The following is an 18,753-nucleotide window of genomic DNA, read 5'->3' as shown; positions in this document are numbered from 1 at the left end:
GGCGACTCCTTCCGTGCTCCGCCTGCCGAGTTAGCTGTCGGGTTCGGGCGGGTGGGTCGGAAGGTTTGCCCTACGGCCCCGCTCACGGGGAGCTCGGCCGATTCACCCCAGGTTTCGGTGGGTCCCCGGCTCCGGCTGCCGTTCGGGCGCACCGGATTCGGCGGAGGCCGCGCGGCCCGGCGACCTTCGCCGGTGGGGGTCGTGCGGCCTGCCCGGCACGGTAGCCAACTCGTGTGGCGCCTGTGAAGGTTGGCGGGTGATATGCCCGATACATTTTCGTGACCTTCGGTCAGGGCCTCGCACACAGTGGTCTATCCGGAGGGATTCGGGGTGGTTTGAAGATTATGAGGCGCTTTGCCCGCCTCGGACCGCTGCTTTCCAGCCGGCCACGGTCCGGTGCCGTGGCCGCTGAGTGAGGTGCGGAGAGAGGTACGGCATGAGAAAAACCAGAGCGCGCGCGGCGCTCGTGGTCGCCACGGGCGTCGCCCTCAGCACGACGTCCCGTTGGGCGAGGACCGGTGGCTGACCGTGGTCTCGCCCGAGGACCCCGACGGGACCGAACGCACCGGCAAGATCCTCGACTGGAAGTCCGGCTTCGGCCCGATCACCGGCGTCGCCGTCAACCGCGAGGGCGACCTCTACGTCAGCCGGCTCTTCGCCGGCGTCGTGACGAAGGTCTCGCACCACGACAGGCGCACGCACGTGAAGGTGCCGTTCCCGGCGGGCCTCGCCCTCGACCCGCACGACGGCAGGCTCTACGTCTCGGCCTGGTCGGTCGCGGACCGTGACGGCACGGTCATGGAGGGGAAGAAGACGCCGGGCGGACAGCTCTGGAAGATCCTCGGCTTCTGACGCGACGGGCCGCTCGACCGCCCCGGCCGTGTGATGTTCTCGAGGTGGCGGCGGGCTGTCAGTGGGGCGCCCTAGACTCGTAGAGCGATGAGCAGCCTCTTTGACGACAGCTTCCTGGCGAGCCTCCAGGCCCCTCGGGCCCACGAGGACGAGCCCCCGCCGCCCCCCGAGGACGAGCACGTCCCGGAACCCGTTCCGGACGACCTGTTCGGCGGGAAGTTCGACCTGCCCCCGGACCGGGACACCCACTACCGGGACGGCGCCCCGCGCCCGGTGACCGACCCGGCCGCGCTGCTCGAAGGGCTGAACGACAACCAGCGCGCCGCCGTCACGCACACCGGCTCCCCGCTGCTCATCGTGGCCGGTGCCGGCTCCGGCAAGACGCGCGTGCTCACGCACCGCATCGCCCACCTGCTCGCCGAGCGGGGCGTCCATCCCGGCCAGATCCTCGCGATCACCTTCACCAACAAGGCCGCCGGCGAGATGAAGGAGCGCGTCGAGCAGCTCGTCGGCCCGCGCGCCCACGCGATGTGGGTGATGACCTTCCACAGCGCGTGCGTGCGCATCCTGCGCCGCGAGAGCAAGAAGCTCGGCTTCACGTCGTCCTTCTCGATCTACGACGCCGCCGACTCCAAGCGCCTGATGGCCCTGGTCTGCCGCGACCTGGACCTCGACCCCAAGCGCTACCCGCCCAAGTCCTTCAGCGCCAAGATCAGCAACCTGAAGAACGAGCTGATCGACGAGGAGGACTTCGCCGCCCAGGCCGCCGACGGATTCGAGAAGACCCTCGCCCAGGCCTACGCCCTGTACCAGTCGCGGCTGCGCGAGGCGAACGCGCTCGACTTCGACGACCTGATCATGACGACGGTCAACCTGCTCCGCGCCTTCCCGGACGTCGCCGAGCACTACCGCCGCCGCTTCCGGCACGTCATGGTCGACGAGTACCAGGACACCAACCACGCCCAGTACGCCCTCGTACGGGAACTCGTCGGCACCGGCGCCCACGACGAGGACGTACCCCCGTCGCCCGACGAGCCCGGCCCGGCCGAACTCTGCGTCGTCGGCGACGCCGACCAGTCGATCTACGCCTTCCGCGGCGCCACCATCCGCAACATCCTCCAGTTCGAGGAGGACTACCCCAACGCGACGACGATCCTGCTGGAGCAGAACTACCGCTCCACGCAGACGATCCTGAGCGCCGCCAACGCGGTCATCGAGCGCAACGAGTCCCGCCGCCCCAAGAACCTGTGGACCAACGCGGGCCAGGGCGCCGCCATCACGGGGTACGTCGCCGACACCGAGCACGACGAGGCGCAGTTCGTCGCCGACGAGATAGACCGCCTCACGGACGCGGGCGAGGCCAAGGCGGGGGACGTCGCCGTCTTCTACCGGACCAACGCCCAGTCCCGTGTCTTCGAAGAGGTCTTCATCCGCGTCGGCCTGCCCTACAAGGTCGTCGGCGGCGTCCGCTTCTACGAGCGCAAGGAGGTCCGGGACGTCCTGGCCTACCTGCGGGTGCTGGCCAACCCGGAGGACTCGGTGCCGCTGCGCCGCATCCTCAACGTCCCCAAGCGCGGCATCGGCGAGCGCGCCGAGGCGATGATCGACGCCCTCTCCCAGCGCGAGAAGATCAGCTTCCCGCAGGCACTGAAGCGCGTCGACGAGGCGTACGGCATGGCCGCGCGGTCCACGAACGCGGTCAAGCGGTTCAACACGCTGATGGAGGACCTCCGGACGATCGTCGAGTCCGGCGCCGGACCGGCCACCGTCCTGGAGGCCGTGCTCGAACGGACCGGCTACCTCGCCGAGTTGCAGGCCTCCACCGACCCGCAGGACGAGACCCGCATCGAGAACCTCCAGGAACTCGCCGCCGTGGCCCTGGAGTTCGAGCAGGAGCGCGGCGAGGACGAGTCGGTCACGCTGTCCGACTTCCTGGAGAAGGTCGCCCTGGTCGCCGACTCCGACCAGATCCCCGACGAGGAGGACGGCGACGGCGTCATCACGCTGATGACCCTGCACACCGCCAAGGGCCTCGAATTCCCGGTCGTCTTCCTCACCGGCATGGAGGACGGCGTCTTCCCGCACATGCGCGCCCTCGGCCAGACCAAGGAGCTGGAGGAGGAGCGCCGCCTGGCCTACGTCGGCATCACCCGCGCGCGCGAGCGGCTCTATCTGACGCGGTCCACCATGCGCAGCGCCTGGGGCCAGCCGTCGTACAACCCGCCCTCCCGCTTCCTGGAGGAGATCCCGGGGGCGTACGTGGAGTGGAAGCGGACCGGGGCGACGGTGCCCATGCCGTCCGGGCCCGTCTCCGGGGTGGCCTCGTCGCTGTCGTCGTCCCGGTCCCGCTCCTCGGCGTCGGGTGCCTCCGGCTTCGCCACGCGCCGGGCGTCGGAGAAGCCGGTCGTGGCGATCGCGGTCGGGGACCGGGTGACGCACGACCAGTTCGGACTCGGAACGGTCGTCGCGGTGAAGGGCACCGGGGCGAACGCGGAGGCGACGATCGACTTCGGCGACGCCAAGCCGAAGCGGCTGCTGCTGCGGTACGCGCCGGTGGAGAAGCTGTGACGGGCAAGCCGTAGGAGGCCGCCGGGAAAGGGGGCGCCGCCCGTCGGACGGGGGTGGCGTTCCCGCTCGGGCGGGGCTGCCCGGCCTACTGCGGGTCGAGGCCGTGGCTGCGGAACCAGGACAGCGGGTCGATCGCCGAACCGCCGGCCGGCCGGACCTCGAAGTGCAGGTGCGGGCCGGTCGAGTTGCCGGAGTTGCCGGAGTACGCGATCGGGTCGCCGGCCTTGACGGTCGTACCGGAGGAGACCCGGTAGGTGGAGAGGTGGCAGTACCACGTCTCCGTGCCGTCCTTCGCGGTCACGATCATCATGTTGCCGTACGCGCTGTTCCACTGCGTGCGGACCGTGCCGTCGGTCGCGGCCATCACGGTCGTGCCGTACGAGACGGGGAAGTCGATGCCGCTGTGCACGGACATCCAGTTGATGCCGGCCTGGCCGTAGTAGGCGCTGAGGCCGTGCTGCGCGACCGGCAGCGCGAACTTCGGGCGGAGCCGCTCCTTGCGGGCCGCTTCCGCCGCCGCCCTCTTCTTCTCGGCCTCCTGCTGGGCCTTGAGGTCGATGCGCTCCTGCGTACGGCTGGCCCGGTCGGCGAAGTCGTCGGCGCCGGCGGTGAGGCTTTCGAGCTGGGTGTCCAGCTGGTTGTTCGCGGCGGCCGGCTGCACCGGCTTCGCGTCGGCCGCGGACGCGTTGGTCTCCTGGCTGTCCTCGTTCATCCCGCTCACCGAGGCGGCGGCGATCCCGGCGACCCCCATCACGCAGGCCGAGGGCACCGCGACCGTCATCAGCGCAGAGCGCTTGGCGGGGGAGCGGCGGCGGGAACGGCCGCCGGCCCGGGCTGCGGCGCGGGAGGCCGCGCGGCCCGTGACGACGACCTCTTCCTGTTCGTCCAGGAGCGAGGTGCCGGTCTCGTCGCCGGCGGTCGCCGGCTCGCCGCCGTCCGGGCCGTCCGCGTGGTCCGGGAAATCCTGGGCCGGTTCGCCGTACGGGGACGAGGCGTTCTCGGCGGCTTCGTCGTACGACGTCCGGTCGAAGTCCGCGTCGGCCTGCTCGTCGTAGGACTCGCCGTGCGGCTCGTAGGTGTCCGGCTGCTGCTGCGTGCCGTCCGTGTTCCACTGCGTCGCGTCGTACGCGCCGGTGTCGAAGGCCTGCGTGCCCCATTCCCAGTGCTGGGTCTGGTCGGCCGGGTTGCCGGACTGGTCGGGCTGCAGCCAGGAACCCGCGTCCCACTGGCCGGTGGCCTCGGGAGAGGTGGCCTGCTGCGGGACCACGGGCATCTGCTGGTAGCCGGACGTCCAGGCGGTCGTGTCGTAGGCGCCGGTGTCGTAACCGGCGTGCTGCGCGGCCTGCTGCTGGGCGGCGTACGCGTCGTAGTGCGCCGTCTCGTGGGTGCCCGTCGTCCACTGGGTTGCGTCGTACGAGCCGGTGCCGCCGCCCGCCGTGTGGTCGGCGCCGGGGAAGTCCCCGAAGAGGGGGTCGGCCGCGAAGGTGGTCGTGGCGTGCGCGCCCGCGTCGGTGGCGGGGGCGTCAAAACCCGTGGCGTCGTAGGCGCCGTACGTGGTGAAGTCACCGTACTGGGTTTCCGGTGTGCCGTAGGACGCGTAGTGCGCGGAGGCGGCGTCGGAAGCCGGAGCCGGGGTGGTCATGGTCCCCGACGGGTGACGGTCGTTCACCAACTTCTCTTTCGCCTCGACAACAGGGGCTGCCAGAGCAGTGCGGCGACTGTACCCGGCGGTACGCGGGCGCGACAATCTTCGGCAGGTTTCGCGCTCGCAGGAAACGGGCATTCGGCCGTGTTTCGGCGGACGACGGGCACGACTTTGGTGTTGTGTTCGACGCGCGTTCGACAGTGACCGGCTTCCGGTCCGCTGTGGATCTCCTTTGTTCGGAACGCAGTTCGGATGCGCGACGGGTGCGGCCGGTGCGGGTTTCTGTGACGGTTCGGGCGTGTTGCGTTGACTCCTCCGGGCGCCGGCGGGGCGTTCCGTTTCCGTCGTCGCCGGGTCACCGGCAGGTCGCCGTCAGGCCACCGTCAGGCCGTCCTCGCGGGGTGCGATGTCCGTGTCCGGCCGGTCCTCGTCGAGGGCCTGGCGTATGCCTGTCGCGACCGCCGGGTGGACCGGCAGGGCGAGATGCCCGATTCCGCTCACCCGGACGTTCTCCACGGTCAGGTCGGGATGGTCCAGGCAGGCCGCCTCCAGCGGGTCCATCACATGGTCCAGGTCGCTCCAGAAGCTGACGAAGCGCGTCCGGCAGCCGGGCGCCGGCCGGGTCAGCTCCTCGATCACCGGCGAACCCGGACGCATCTGGCGCACGATCGGGTGCGCGTTCGCCAGCGGCACGGCCCGGGTCCCGGAGTGCGGCGTGCCCAGGGTCACCAGCGTGCGGACGCGGGCGTCGCCGCCGAGCCGCTGCGCGTAGTAGCGCGCGATCAGGCCGCCGAGGCTGTGCCCCACGATGTCGACCCGCGGGCTTCCCGTGCGCTCGCAGATCTCCTCTATGTGCCGGCCCAGCAGTTCGGCGGCGGTGCGGATGTCGCACGTGAGCGGCGAGTAGTTGAGCGACTCGATCCGCCGCCCGCCGTGCCGGGCGAGGCTGCGGCGCAGCAGGACGAAGACCGACCGGTTGTCGATGAAGCCGTGCAGCAGCACGACCGGGGGCCTGGTGTCCGACGGCAGCCGGGCCGTGCCGTCGCGCTGCCCGGGAAGCGCGGACCGGGCGGGGGCGCGGCGCTCCTGGGTGATGCCGGAGGGGTAGAGCACGAGGTGCGCGGTCAGGATCGCGAGCTCCAGGGCCGTCGCCTTGAGGAGGGCGACCGGCAAGCCCGGCACTCTGGTCAGGCCGGTCGGCAGCAGACGGCGGCACAGGGGGAGAAGGGGCTGCGCTGACCCGGTGACCTTCATGGCCGACCTCCTGTCGGCACGCGGAGGGCGGCTCTGTCCCCCGTGTGCCCTAGTGGAGAGCCGCGACGTCGGCGATGGGCGCGGTGCCTTCGCCGGATACGCCGCACCGCCACGACGCGCGGCCTCGGCGTGGCGGTACGGCGACCTCGTGCGGCTCCCGTGAGAGCTCCGTCCCGGGGTGAGAGCCCTGCGCCGCGGGCGTGTGCGGCGCGTGCAGCACGTGCGGTGTGGGGCCGTCGGAGCCGGGAACGGTGTGCGATGAACGTGTCCCACTGTGTGATTTCCCCCTCCCTCCGCACCGCGAAACGGCCGGTTGCGGGATGCTGGAGATAACGTTCGTTCACTTCCCGGCCGGTGTGGGACCGGGACCGTACGGTTCCGTACCGGATGGTGTAGTCGTTCATGGAGGCAGTGATGGGTGTGGCAGCCGGTCCGATCCGCGTGGTGGTGGCCAAGCCGGGGCTCGACGGCCACGATCGCGGGGCCAAGGTGATCGCGCGGGCGCTGCGCGACGCCGGTATGGAGGTCATCTACACCGGCCTCCACCAGACTCCCGAGCAGATCGTCGACACCGCGATCCAGGAGGACGCCGACGCGATCGGGCTGTCCATCCTCTCCGGTGCGCACAACACGCTCTTCGCGGCCGTGATCGAGCTGCTGAAGGAGCGGGACGCGGCGGACATCCTCGTCTTCGGCGGCGGGATCATCCCCGAGGCGGACATCGCCCCGCTGAAGGAGAAGGGCGTCGCGGAGATCTTCACGCCCGGCGCGACGACGGCGTCGATCGTGGAGTGGGTCCGCGCGAACGTGCGGCAGCCGGCCGAGGCCTGACCCGGCCGCCCGTTCCGCGGGCGGTCGTGCCGCCGGGGTGACGGGGTTCCCCCTCCCTGGGCGAAGCCGGGAGCCCGGGGCGGAGGGGGCGTGGGCGGTGGCGCGGGTGGCGCCGGGGTGATGGAGGTTCCCTGTCCCTGGGCGAAGCCGGGAGCCCGGGGCGGAATGGGCGTGGGCGGCGGTCCGGTGGTGCCGGGCCGCGCGATGCCGCTGCCGCCACCGTGACGCCGGCGCGCGCCGCACGCCGCGGACAGGCCTCGGGCGGGCGCTCGCGACTGCGCCGGGGTCAACCGGCCGGCCATCGCGGCCAGGGCGGTCATCGGAGTTCGCCTGTCGTCGTGGCCCGTCCGCATTGCAGGTCGCCGGCCATCGCGGCCTTCCGCCATCGCAGTCGCCGGTCACCGCAGCCCGTCCGGTCATCGCAGCCTGCCTGCCGTCGTGACCCGGCCCTCATCGCAGCTCGTCCGTCATCGCCGCGCGCAGCCGCAGGGTCGTGACCAGGCGCTGGAAGGCTTCCGCCCAGTAGCCGCCGGCGCCCGGGGACGCGTCCTCCGGTTCGTCCGGTACGGCCAGGAGCCCGTCCAGGTGGCTCGCCTCGGACGGGTCGAGGCAGCGCTCGGCCAGGCCCATCACTCCGCTGAAGCTCCACGGGTAACTGCCCGCGTCCCGCGCGATGTTGAGCGCGTCCACCACGGCCCGGCCCAGCGGCGGGGACCACGGCACCGCGCACACCCCGAGCAGTTGGAACGCCTCGGACAGCCCGTGGGTCGCGATGAATCCCGCCACCCACTCGGCCCGCTCCCCGGCCGTCAGCGTGCCGAGCAGCTTCGCGCGTTCGGCGAGGGACACCGCTCCCGGGCCGCCCGCCTCGGGCGCCGTCGGCTCCCCGAGGAGCGCCCGCGCCCACGCCGCGTCCCGCTGCCGTACCGCCGCCCGGCACCACGCCGCGTGCAACTCGCCCTGCCAGCCGTCCGCCACCGGCAGCGCGACGATCTCCCGCGGTGTACGGCCGCCCAGCCTGCGGGGCCACACCCCGAGCGGCGCCGCCTCCACCAACTGGCCGAACCACCAGGAGCGTTCACCGCGCCCGGCCGGCGGCTTGGGTGTCACGCCGTCCCGCTCCATCGCGGCGTCGCACTCGTGCGGTGCCTCGACGCCGATGGTCGGGACGCGGTGCGTGTGGTCGACGGCCACGCACGCCTCCGCCCTGGCCGCCATCCGCGCGGCGAGCGCCGAATCCGGCAGGGCCGACAGGAGCTCCGCCGCCGTCGCCCTGACGTTCCGGCTGCGGTCGGCCAGCGCCCGCTCAAGGAACGGCTCGTCCCGCGGGCTGAGCCCCGCACGCAGGGAGTCGAGGAACATCAGCCGGTCCTCGGCCCGTTCCGTCGGCCACGTCGTCTCCAGCAGCTCACGCGCGGCAGCCGGGTCGCGGGCGCGCAGGGCGCAGAGCAGGGCGACGCGCTCGGCGAACAGGCCCTCCCGCCACAGCTCTTGCACGCGGTGCGTCTCCTCCGGGTGCGGCAGGGCCGTGCCACCGCCCGGAGTCGCGCGCAGGGCGAAGCGCCAGTCCGGGTTCAGACGGGCCAGCCACAGGGCGCGCGGTCCGGCGAAGGCCAGCGCCGCGGGACGCAGGTCGGTGCGGCCCCGGGCCGCGTCCAGCAGCGCGGGCAGCGACTCCGGAGGGGCCGCGTATCCGCGGGCGTTGGCAGCCGCCAGCCACTGCGGCAGCAGCTCCATCAGGTCCGGTGACGTCCCTCTGCGGCCTCCGCCGGACGCGCCCGACCGGTCGGCCAGCAGCATCGCCAGCCGGCGGGCGGCGGCGGGCGGCAGCGGCGGGCGCGCGTCCTCGGGCGCCGGTTCCGGCCGGGGCGCGGCACGCGCGGGACGCAGCCCGGCCCGGCGCCGCACGGTCTCCTCGGCCGCCGCGTCCAGCAGCGCGAACGGCGCGTCCGGGCCCGGCGCACACCCCGGAGGCGTACGCCGCGCGGTCCCGAGGAGCGCGGCGGTGACCAGTTCCTCCCAGGCGGTGGCCGACCCGGTGGCCGGGGTGCTGTTCATGAGGTCTTCCCTTCGCGTGGAGCGGCCGGACAGTCCCTGCGGGGCGTCGGTCAGCACAGGGGCACCGCGGCGCCTCCCTTCTCCGGCCAGGCCGTCAGCGGGGTGAAGCCCTGGTGGCCGCACTCGCCGAAGACCCGGACGGGGGCGCCGCCCGACAGCGCGACGAGCCGCCACAGGCCCGGACGGGACCGGGCGGCCGGGGTCAGCGGCAGGGCCGTGTCCCCGTCGGCGTCGGCCAGCTGCCACGCGTCGCCGTCCGGGGTCGGCACGACCCGGTCCAGCGTCACCGGCACCGAGTCCAGCCACGGGTCGTCCCGCAGCGCCGCGCCGTAACGGGCGACCGCCCGCGCCGTGGAGACGCCCGCCGGTCGTGCCTGCGTCACCACCGGCGCCGCGAACCGCTCACCGAGCGCCGCCCGTTGGACCCTGCCCGGATACGGCGACACCTCCGCGTCCAGCGTCAGCCCCACGGGAAGCGCCAGCTCCGGGGCGCGGCCGGCGGCGCCGTAGGAGAGGAGGAGCGCGGTGCGCTGCGAGCCCGCCCCGTACAGCCAGATACGGCGGGTCGTCAGACGGCTGTCCGACGTGTCGTACTGGGCGAGGACCAGCCACCGGTCCCGTACCGGCGGGCCCGACGGTGTGGCGGGCAGGCCCACGCGGGAGCGGACCGTGGCCGCGAGGTCGTCCGGCAGCAACGCGCGGCGCAGCCAGGCGCGGTTGAGCAGGTGAAGCAGCGCCGACTCCTCCAGCAACCGCACCGGCCAGTCGGAACCGGACGACGGGATCGCCCCCAACTCCCGTACGCGCGAGGCCAGCCCGGAGGCCTGGGCGTCGACCATGCGCGCCGCCGTCTCCTCCCACAGCCCGTACCCCGCCTGCTCCGCACCGGCCAGGCCGGCACGCAGCAGGTCCGCCAGCCGCTGCTCCAATTCGCCCGCGCCCGCGGTGATCCGCTCGGCCCGGCGCTCCGCCCTGTGCCGCGCCGCCTCGGGGTCGGCCGCACCGGACCCCGAACCTGCCCCGCCCCCCGGCCGGTTCGCCGTCGGCCGTTCTCTTCCGGTGGCCGGTCGCTCCGCCGCCCAGTCCGGCGGCTGCCCCGGCGGCACCGCGTCGGCCGCTGACGCCCACAGCAGAAGGAGCCCGAGGGCGTGCTTGCACGGGAGCTTCCGGCTCGGACAACTGCACCGGTACGCCGGGCCGGACCCGCCCGCCAGATCGACGACCGTCCGATACGGCCCGCCGCCACTGCCCCCGCACAGCCCCCACACCGTCCCCCCGTCCTGACCGGTGCCCGACCACGGGCCGGCCGCGCCGAGCCTGCCGGCCGCCCTGCGTGACGCGTCGTCAGGCGCCAGCGCCAGCACCTGGTCCGCGGTCCAGCGCACCCCCTGCTGAGTCATGACACCGAAGGTAGATCCTCCCACTGACAATCGCCCCGGCGAGCGCGTTTGCGCAGGTCAGAGTGGATTGTCAGTGCCGTGGTGCAGGGTGGGACCAGATCCGAACCGGCCGAGCTGGAGGGGGACTCAGCCATGCCAGTTTCCGTGGAAACCGCACCCGCAGATCCCAGTCGGAACGACTCCGCGCCCGCCATCGCGAGCGACGCGGAAGACATGCCCGTGCCCGGACCGGAGGTGCTGCGGCCGCACGCCGAGGACGCCTTCGCCGACGAACTGACCGCACTGGCCGCGCACGACGACCGGCCGCGCCCCGCCCGCTGGAAGCTGTCGCCGTGGGCCGTCGCCACCTATCTGCTGGGCGGCACCCTGCCGGACGGCACCGTGATCACACCCAAGTACGTGGGACCGCGCCGCATCGTCGAGGTCGCCGTCACCACGCTCGCCACCGACCGCGCCCTGCTCCTGCTCGGCGTCCCCGGCACCGCCAAGACCTGGGTGTCCGAGCACCTCGCGGCGGCTGTCAGCGGCGACTCGACGCTGCTGGTCCAGGGCACGGCCGGCACCCCGGAGGAGGCGATCCGGTACGGGTGGAACTACGCGCAGCTGCTCGCCCACGGCCCCAGCCGCGACGCCCTCGTGCCCAGCCCTGTCATGCGGGCCATGGCGGAGGGCATGACGGCCCGCGTCGAGGAGCTGACCCGCATCCCGGCCGACGTCCAGGACACGCTCATCACGATCCTGTCGGAGAAGACGCTGCCGATACCGGAGCTGGGCGCGGAGGTGCAGGCCGTGCGCGGCTTCAACCTCATCGCCACGGCCAACGACCGCGACCGCGGGGTCAACGACCTCTCCAGCGCCCTGCGCCGCCGCTTCAACACGGTCGTCCTGCCGCTGCCCGCGAGCCCCGAGGCGGAGGTCGACATCGTCACGCGCCGCGTCGACCAGATCGGCCGCTCCCTCGACCTGCCCGCCGTGCCCGACGGCGTGGACGAGATCCGCCGCGTGGTGACCGTCTTCCGTGAGCTGCGCGACGGGGTCACGACCGACGGCCGGACGAAGCTGAAGTCGCCCAGCGGCACTCTGTCGACGGCCGAGGCGATCTCCGTCGTGACCAACGGGCTGGCGCTGGCGGCGCACTTCGGCGACGGCGTGCTGCGGCCGAGCGACATCGCCGCGGGCCTCCTCGGCGCCGTCGTCCGCGACCCGGCGGCCGACCGGGTCGCCTGGCAGGAGTACCTGGAGACAGTCGTCCGGGAGCGGGACGGCTGGACGGACTTCTACCGCGCCTGCCGGGAGGTGAGCGCGTGATCCGTGACCTGAGCGCGGTGTGGCCCGCTGCGGCCACGTGCTTGCCGGGCACCTCCGACGACGGCGACTCGTCGTGGCCGCGCAGTGCCGCGGCGGACGACGACTCCCGCTGGCCCCGCAGGGGAGGGGGACGGCGTGACCGGTGCTGAAGTGCCCGGTGGGGGCCCGCTGTTGCTCGCGGTGCGTCACCACGGGCCGGGGTCGGCGCGGGCGGTCCGGGCGGCGCTGGACGCCGCCCGGCCCCGGGTCCTGCTGATCGAGGGCCCGCCCGAGGCCGACGACCTGATCCCGCTGGCCGGCGACGAGGCCATGCGTCCGCCGGTCGCGCTGCTCGCCCACGCCGTGGACGAGCCGGGCCGCTCGGCGTTCTGGCCGCTGGCCGAGTTCTCCCCGGAATGGGTCGCGATCCGCTGGGCCCTGGCCCACGGCGTCCCGGTCCGCTTCATCGACCTGCCGGCCGCGCACACCCTGGCCTGGCAGCACCATGCGACGCCGGACGACGACAACGCCGGAAGAGGCGCGGGGAACGACGACAACGCCGGAAGAGGCGCGGGGAACCGCGTGCCCGGCCACCGACGGCCCGCGGTCGGGGACGGACAGGGCGAGCCACGGCGGGACGGCCGGGGCGGACGGGGCGACCCGCTGCGTGACGGCCCGGACAGGCGGGGCGCCCCGCAGCGTGACGGCCGGGGCGACCCGCTGCGGGTCGGTCGGGGCGGACAGGGCGACCCACTGAGTAACGGCCGTGGCGCGCAGGATCACCCGCTGCGGGACGGCCAGGACCCGTACGGTCACGCACGGCGGGACGACCCGAACGACGGCGACGACCGTCAGGAGACCCTCCGCGTCGACCCCCTCGCCGTACTCGCCGAAGCCGCCGGCCACGACGACCCCGAACGCTGGTGGGAGGACGTGGTCGAGCACCGCGGCACCGCACAGGCGGACCCGCTCGCGCCGTTCACCGCACTGGAGGAGGCGATGGGCGCGCTGCGGGAGACGTACGGGGACGGCGGCCGAGGGCGGGACGCCGTGCGGGAGGCGCACATGCGGCTCCGGATACGGGCGGCGCAGCGGGAGGTCGGCGACGCGGTGGCCGTGGTGTGCGGGGCGTGGCACGTGCCCGCGCTGCGGCGCAGGAGCACCGTGGCCGCCGACCGCGCGCTGCTGAAGGGCCTGCCCAAGGTCAAGACCGACATGACGTGGGTGCCGTGGACCAACCGGAGACTGTCCCGGTCGAGCGGATACGGCGCGGGCGTCGACTCGCCCGGCTGGTACGGGCATCTGTTCGGCGCGCCGGACCGGCCGGTCGAGCGCTGGCTGACCAGGGTCGCCGGGCTGCTGCGCGCCGAGGACCTGATCGTCTCCCCGGCGCACGTCATCGAGGCCGTGCGGCTGGCGGAGACGCTCGCCGCGATGCGCGGCCGGCCGCTGCCCGGCCTGAGCGAGATCACCGACGCGGTGCGGGCGGTGATGTGCGACGGCTCGGACGTGCCGCTGGCGTTGGTGCACGACCGGCTGGTCGTCGGGGACGCGATGGGCGAGGTGCCGCCGACGGCGCCCGCGGTGCCGCTCCAGCGGGACCTCGCCCGGTCGCAGCGCAGACTGAGGCTCAAACCGGAGGCCGACGAGCGGGAGTTGGAGCTCGACCTGCGCAAGGAGACCGACGCCGGGCGCAGCAGACTCCTGCACCGGCTGCGGCTGCTCGGCGTGGCGTGGGGCGAGCCGTCGGCCTCGCGGGGCAGTACGGGCACGTTCCGCGAGACGTGGCGGCTGCGCTGGGAGCCCGAGCTGGCCGTGCGGGTCGCCGAGGCCGGGGTGTGGGGGACCACCGTGCTCACGGCGGCGACCGCGAAGGCGGAGGCGGACGCCGAGGCGGCACCGGGTCTGGCCGACGTGACCGGGCTCGCCGAGCGCTGCCTGCTGGCCGGACTGCCGGACGCGCTGCCCACGGTGATGCGGGTCCTCGCCGACCGCGCGGCGCTCGACACCGACGTCGGGCACCTCGCCCAGGCCCTGCCCGCCCTGGTCCGGGCGCTGCGGTACGGGGACGTGCGCGGGACGGACACCGCCGCGCTCGCCGGGGTCGCGGCGGGGCTCGCCGAGCGGGTCTTCGTCGGCCTGCCCCCGGCCTGCGCCGCCCTGGACGCCGACGCGGCCGAGGAGATGCGGCGGCACGTGGACGCCGTGCACGGGGCGGTCGGCCTGCTGGGCGACGCCCCGGCGCCCGGACACGGGGATCTGCGCGGCCGTTGGCAGGGCGTGCTGCGCACCCTGTCCGCGCGCGACACCGTGCCGGGCGTGGTCCGGGGGCGTGCCGTGCGGCTCCTGCTGGACGACGGCCAGTTGGCGCAGGACGAGGCGGCACGGCTGATGGGCCTCGTGCTGTCCCCGGGGACCCCGCCGGCGGACGCCGCCGCGTGGATCGAGGGCTTCGTCGGCGGCGGCTCCGGGGGCGGGATGCTGCTGGTGCACGACGAGCGCCTGCTCGGCCTGGTCGACGCGTGGCTGACCGGCGTACCGGCGGGGGCGTTCACGGACGTACTGCCGCTGCTGCGGCGCACGTTCTCGGCGTACGAGCCCGGGGTGCGGCGCACCCTCGGTGAGCTGGTCCGGCGGGGACCGGGCGCGCGGGGGAGCGCGGGGCCCGCCGGGGCCGGCACACGCGGGTTCGCGGCGGACCTGGACGGTGATCGCGCGGACGCGGTGCTGCCGGTGGTGCGGCTGCTGCTGGGGTCCCGGGACGCCGTGGCGGTCGCGGGGAAGGGCGGCGTGACGCACAACGACCTCGTGGGGGTGGCACATGACGGCCGAACCGACTGACCGGGCCGAACCGCCGGGCCCGACTGACCAGGCCGAACCGGCGGGCCCGACTGGCCCGACTGGCCCGGCGGGCCTGACTGGTCTGACTGGCCCGACTGGCCCGACTGACCCGACTGACCCGTCAGACCCGTCCGGCCCGGCGCGCGAGAGGCTCAGGCGGTGGCGGCTGGTGCTGGGCGGCGACGCCGCCGACGGCACGGAGTGCGCGCTGTCCGGGCGGGACGCGGCGATGGACGGGGCGCTCGCCGCGCTCTACGGGAAGCAGGAGAGACCGCGGGCGGGCCGGGACCGCTCGGCGGGGCTCGGGGCGTCGGCGCCGTCGGTGGCGCGCTGGCTCGGCGACATCCGCACGTACTGCCCGTCGTCCGTCGTGCAGGTCATGCAGCGCGACGCCATCGACCGGCTCGGGCTCGCCACGCTGCTGCTCGAACCGGAGATGCTGGAGGCGGTGGAGGCCGACGTGCACCTCGTCGGCACGCTCCTGTCGCTGAAGGGGGCGATGCCGGAGACGACGAAGGAGACGGCACGGGCCGTCGTCCGCAAGGTCGTCGAGGACCTGGAGCGGCGGCTCGCCACCCGCACCCGGGCCACGCTCACCGGCGCGCTCGACCGCAGCGCCCGGATCAGCCGGCCGCGCCACCACGACATCGACTGGAACCGCACGATCGCGGCCAACCTCAAGCACTACCTGCCGGAGCACGGCACGGTCGTGCCGGAACGGCTCGTCGGACACGGGCGCGCGTCGCGGTCCGTGAAGAAGGACGTCGTGCTCTGCGTCGACCAGTCGGGGTCCATGGCGGCGTCGGTGGTGTACGCGTCGGTGTTCGGGGCGGTGCTCGCCTCGATGCGGTCGGTCAGCACGCGGCTCGTCGTGTTCGACACGGCGGTCGTCGACCTCACCGACCAGCTGGACGACCCCGTCGACGTCCTGTTCGGCACCCGGCTCGGCGGCGGCACGGACATCAACCGGGCGCTGGCGTACTGCCAGTCGCGGATCACCCGGCCCGCGGACACGGTGGTCGTCCTGATCAGCGACCTCTACGAAGGGGGCATCCGCGACGAGATGCTCAAGCGGGTGGCGGCCATGACGGCGTCGGGGGTGCGGTTCGTGACGCTGCTCGCGCTGTCGGACGAGGGGGCGCCCGCGTACGACCGGGAGCACGCGGCGGCACTCGGAGCGCTGGGCGCACCGGCCTTCGCCTGTACGCCGGATCTGTTCCCGGAGGTGATGGCGGCGGCGATCGAGAAGCGTCCGCTGCCGGTACCGGACGGGGAGTCAGGGCCGGCAAAACGGACATGACCCCCCATCGGTCACGGGGGGCTTGCACAACCGCAGGAGTCACATGCAAGGATCGGCGAGCGGTCACCGCTCGTGACACGCCAACCGTTTCGCCGTACGGGAGGAAGCTCCCCCTCTTGATCTGGCCGGCAGTCCTGTCCGGAGCCACCACGCGCGTCCTGCGCGGGGTGGCCGGGCGGCGTGCGCTCCACGTGGCGCTGCTGGTGGGCGGTGTGTTCGCCCTCGGGCTGCTGTGCGGGGAGCGGGCACAGGCGGCGGAGAGCGCGCCGTCGGCCACGAGTTCGACGGCGATTCCGGCGGCGAAGACGGCCTCGTCGGCCGAGACGGCCTCGTCGGCCGAGACGGCCTCGTCGGCCGAGACGGCCTCGTCGGCCGAGACGGCCTCGTCGGCCGAGACGGAGGCGTCGCCCGGCGCCGCCTCGGAACTCGCCGCGCAAGACGTCGTCCGGCCGGTCGGTGAGCAGGTCGGCAAGGCGGCCGAAGGCCTCGTCGAAGACCTGGCCGACGGCCTCCGTGAGGGAAGCGGGCGCCTCGGGGACGGGTTCGGCGAGGGTCTCGGTGGCGTGCGGGACAAGATGCCGCCGTCCGCGGCGCTGCCCGCGCTGCCCCCGCCGGCCACCCTGCCGTCGCTCCCGCGGCCCCGGCCCGCGCCGGTCACCGTCACCCCGGAGCCCGGCCCCGCCGTCGAGGCGCCCGCCGCCCGGCGCGACGCCGGCCCGCCGGTCGGCACGGCGGACGACACCGCGGCCGGCGCGGACCACCCGGGCGCCCCGGCACACACGCCCCGGGCGCACGACCAGGGGTCCGCGCACGCCGCGCAGCCCGTGGCTCCCACGCCGCCGCACCAGCCGCCCGGTGGTGAGCCGGACGGAGTGCTGGGCAAGGGTGCCGCCGGTGACGGAGGCGGTTCGCGGTACGGCGACGCGCACGCCGTCACCCCGGTGCACCGGGAGCCGACCGGGCTCGTGCCCGGTGCCGCCGCGCGCGTCGACGCGGCCGAGACCCGGGACCGGCACCGGGACATTCCCGTTTCCCCCGCCTAGGCAGGCCCTCTCCCCGCAGTAGACCTGCCGCGCGGGGGCGGACACAGGTCTGCCCGCCCGTCCGGAACCGCTTCGCCGGACGGCAGCCGCCGGGGCCACGACCGATCGCAACGGTCCGTGAGGCCCCCGGCCCGGAAATGTCCCCAAGCCTTCCAGAGTCCCGGAGTTCCAGGAGCTCCGGCACCGTGGACTTAAGGATCTGACGCACGCATGAACAAGAACATCCGCCGCTCCATCGTCATAGCCGCCGGCGTCACCGGCGCCTGGGCGCTGGGCTCCGCCACGGCCAGTGCGGACGAGCTGCCCGCCTCCTCCCTCTCCGTGCTGGACAACACCAGTGAGGCCACCGAGACCGCCGAGGACACCGGCGGCCTCCTCGGCGTCGTCACCGGCACCGTCTCCGACACCCTCGACGGCGTCATCACCGGCGTGCAGGACACCGTCTCCGGCGTGCCCGCCACCGCCGGGAACACCGCCGACGCCGAGGGCGCCGTCGACGGCGCCACCCGGACCGTCGAGCGGACCACGGACACGCCGGCGGACGCCGCCGAGCAGGCCCGGCGTTACGTCGACGCGAAGGTCGCCGTCCCGAAGACGACGAAGGTCCGCGGCGCGGAGGCCATCCAGGGCGCCAAGGCCGCCCGGGCCGCCGCCGAGGCCGGCATCGGCATCACCGTCGACCAGGGCGGCGCCGGCGCCGAGCAGGTGACCGGCACGGTGACCCGCGCGGTGTCCGACACCGTTTCGGACTCCCCGCAGGACGGCGTCGACTACCTCTTCGGCCCGCTGGCCGCGTTCGCGCCCGAGCTGGAGAAGGCCCTGGCCGCCGCCCAGACGAAGCTGAACGGCACCCGCTCGGCCGTGCAGGCCCAGGTGCGGGGCGTCGACGGCACCATCCGCACCAAGGCCGAACAGGTGATCGCGGGCGGCACGATCGACGACGTGACCGACGCCGCGCAGACCACGGTCGCCGGTGCCGAGTCCCGTGCCGCCGGTGCCGCGGGCACCGTCCGGGGCGAGGCGGGCAAGGCCGCGGGCGCGGCCGAGGCGTCCGTCTCCGCCGTCCCGAGCCACATCACCGGCACCGTCGGCGGCGTGCAGCAGCGGGTCGTCCGCACGGCCTCCGCCGTCCCCGGCACGGTCACGCCGGTCGTCGAGGAGACGGCCCACGCGGCGGTGCCGCCGGTGGCGGGCGCCGCCGTGGACGGGGCGCTGCCGGTCGCCGACCGTGCCGTGTCCGGTGCCGTGCCGGCCGCCGAGCACGCCGTCGCCGGGGTGCGGACGGTGGCCGCCGGCGCGGTCGCCGATGTCCGTCCCGTCGCCGGGGGCGTCGCCGAGGACGTGCCGTCGTACGCCACCGCGCTGGCCGGCCGGGTCACCGCCGACGCCACGGGCGCCGCACTGCCGCCGGTCGCGTACACCGCCGTGCACGCGGCGGTGCCGGTCGCCGAGCAGGCCGTCGCGGACGCGAGCGGGCTGGCGTACGGCGTCTCGGGCGACGTGCGGCCCTTCGCGGGCGACACCGCCGGTTCCGTGGCGCCGCTGGCGTACGACGTCGCCGGACAGGCGGGCGGCTTCGCCGAGGGCGTCGCGGGCGAGGTGCCGCCGTTCGCGTACGGCGTCGCCGGGGCCGCGCAGCCCGTCGTGGAGACCGTCGCCGACACCGTGCGGCCC

At 74.5% G+C, this 18,753-nt stretch carries 11 protein-coding genes, 1 pseudogene and 1 riboswitch; of the genes and pseudogenes, 8 read left to right on the top strand and 4 right to left on the bottom strand.

From position 1 onward, the window contains the following. Positions 1 to 4 precede the first annotated feature (4 nt). A riboswitch (cyclic di-AMP (ydaO/yuaA leader) is annotated at positions 5 to 173 on the bottom strand. Between the two features lie 316 nt (positions 174 to 489). Beyond that, positions 490 to 561 (top strand): annotated as a pseudogene (locus QC282_RS09600) (VOC family protein); the annotation flags it as partial. A gap of 378 nt (positions 562 to 939) precedes the next feature. Further along, entirely contained in the window at positions 940 to 3,420 is a 2,481-nt protein-coding gene (gene pcrA / locus QC282_RS09595) for a DNA helicase PcrA (protein ID WP_279548836.1), read from the top strand. An 85-nt stretch (positions 3,421 to 3,505) separates the two neighbouring features. Here the strand turns inward: pcrA and QC282_RS09590 are convergent, their stop codons facing one another. Both QC282_RS09590 and QC282_RS09585 read right to left on the bottom strand, forming a co-directional pair. Next, entirely contained in the window at positions 3,506 to 5,089 is a 1,584-nt protein-coding gene (locus tag QC282_RS09590; RefSeq protein ID WP_279548835.1) for a M23 family metallopeptidase, read from the bottom strand. 348 nt (positions 5,090 to 5,437) lie between these two features. Beyond that, entirely contained in the window at positions 5,438 to 6,319 is an 882-nt protein-coding gene (locus QC282_RS09585; protein ID WP_279548834.1) for a triacylglycerol lipase, read from the bottom strand. Between the two features lie 414 nt (positions 6,320 to 6,733). On the opposite strand from QC282_RS09585, the gene QC282_RS09580 reads away from it, so the two are divergent. Next, positions 6,734 to 7,150: a cobalamin B12-binding domain-containing protein gene (locus QC282_RS09580; protein WP_279548833.1), complete on the top strand. Its 417-nt coding sequence runs from the start codon at positions 6,734 to 6,736 to the stop codon at positions 7,148 to 7,150. Positions 7,151 to 7,600: 450 nt separating this feature from the next. Here QC282_RS09580 and QC282_RS09575 read toward each other — a convergent pair whose 3' ends face one another. Then, on the bottom strand, positions 7,601 to 9,208 hold the full coding sequence (locus QC282_RS09575) for a DUF5691 domain-containing protein (protein WP_279548832.1): 1,608 nt from the start codon (positions 9,206 to 9,208) through the stop codon (positions 7,601 to 7,603). Positions 9,209 to 9,258: 50 nt separating this feature from the next. Then, positions 9,259 to 10,608, bottom strand: a complete 1,350-nt coding sequence (locus QC282_RS09570) for an SWIM zinc finger domain-containing protein (protein WP_279548831.1) — start codon at positions 10,606 to 10,608, stop codon at positions 9,259 to 9,261. Between the two features lie 132 nt (positions 10,609 to 10,740). Between QC282_RS09570 and QC282_RS09565 the strand changes: the two genes are divergently transcribed. From QC282_RS09565 to QC282_RS09545, 5 genes are all read left to right on the top strand, one after another. Continuing rightward, the gene (locus tag QC282_RS09565) at positions 10,741 to 11,916 is read left to right on the top strand and encodes an AAA family ATPase (RefSeq protein WP_279548830.1); all 1,176 of its coding nucleotides are present in this window, start codon (positions 10,741 to 10,743) and stop codon (positions 11,914 to 11,916) included. Positions 11,917 to 12,051: 135 nt separating this feature from the next. Beyond that, entirely contained in the window at positions 12,052 to 14,736 is a 2,685-nt protein-coding gene (locus tag QC282_RS09560) for a DUF5682 family protein (RefSeq protein WP_279548829.1), read from the top strand. After that, positions 14,717 to 16,036: a VWA domain-containing protein gene (locus QC282_RS09555; RefSeq protein WP_279548828.1), complete on the top strand. Its 1,320-nt coding sequence runs from the start codon at positions 14,717 to 14,719 to the stop codon at positions 16,034 to 16,036. The genes QC282_RS09560 and QC282_RS09555 overlap by 20 nt, the downstream gene beginning before the upstream one ends. 116 nt (positions 16,037 to 16,152) lie before the next feature. Next, positions 16,153 to 17,079: a hypothetical protein gene (locus QC282_RS09550; RefSeq protein ID WP_279548827.1), complete on the top strand. Its 927-nt coding sequence runs from the start codon at positions 16,153 to 16,155 to the stop codon at positions 17,077 to 17,079. Between the two features lie 210 nt (positions 17,080 to 17,289). Further along, positions 17,290 to 18,753: hypothetical protein (locus tag QC282_RS09545; protein WP_279548826.1), on the top strand; the 1,464-nt coding region annotated here is incomplete at its 3' end.

It is taken from the genome of Streptomyces sp. DH24, from assembly GCF_029813775.1.
Lineage (GTDB): Bacteria > Actinomycetota > Actinomycetes > Streptomycetales > Streptomycetaceae > Streptomyces.
This window is presented reverse-complemented; position numbering and strand designations above follow the sequence as displayed.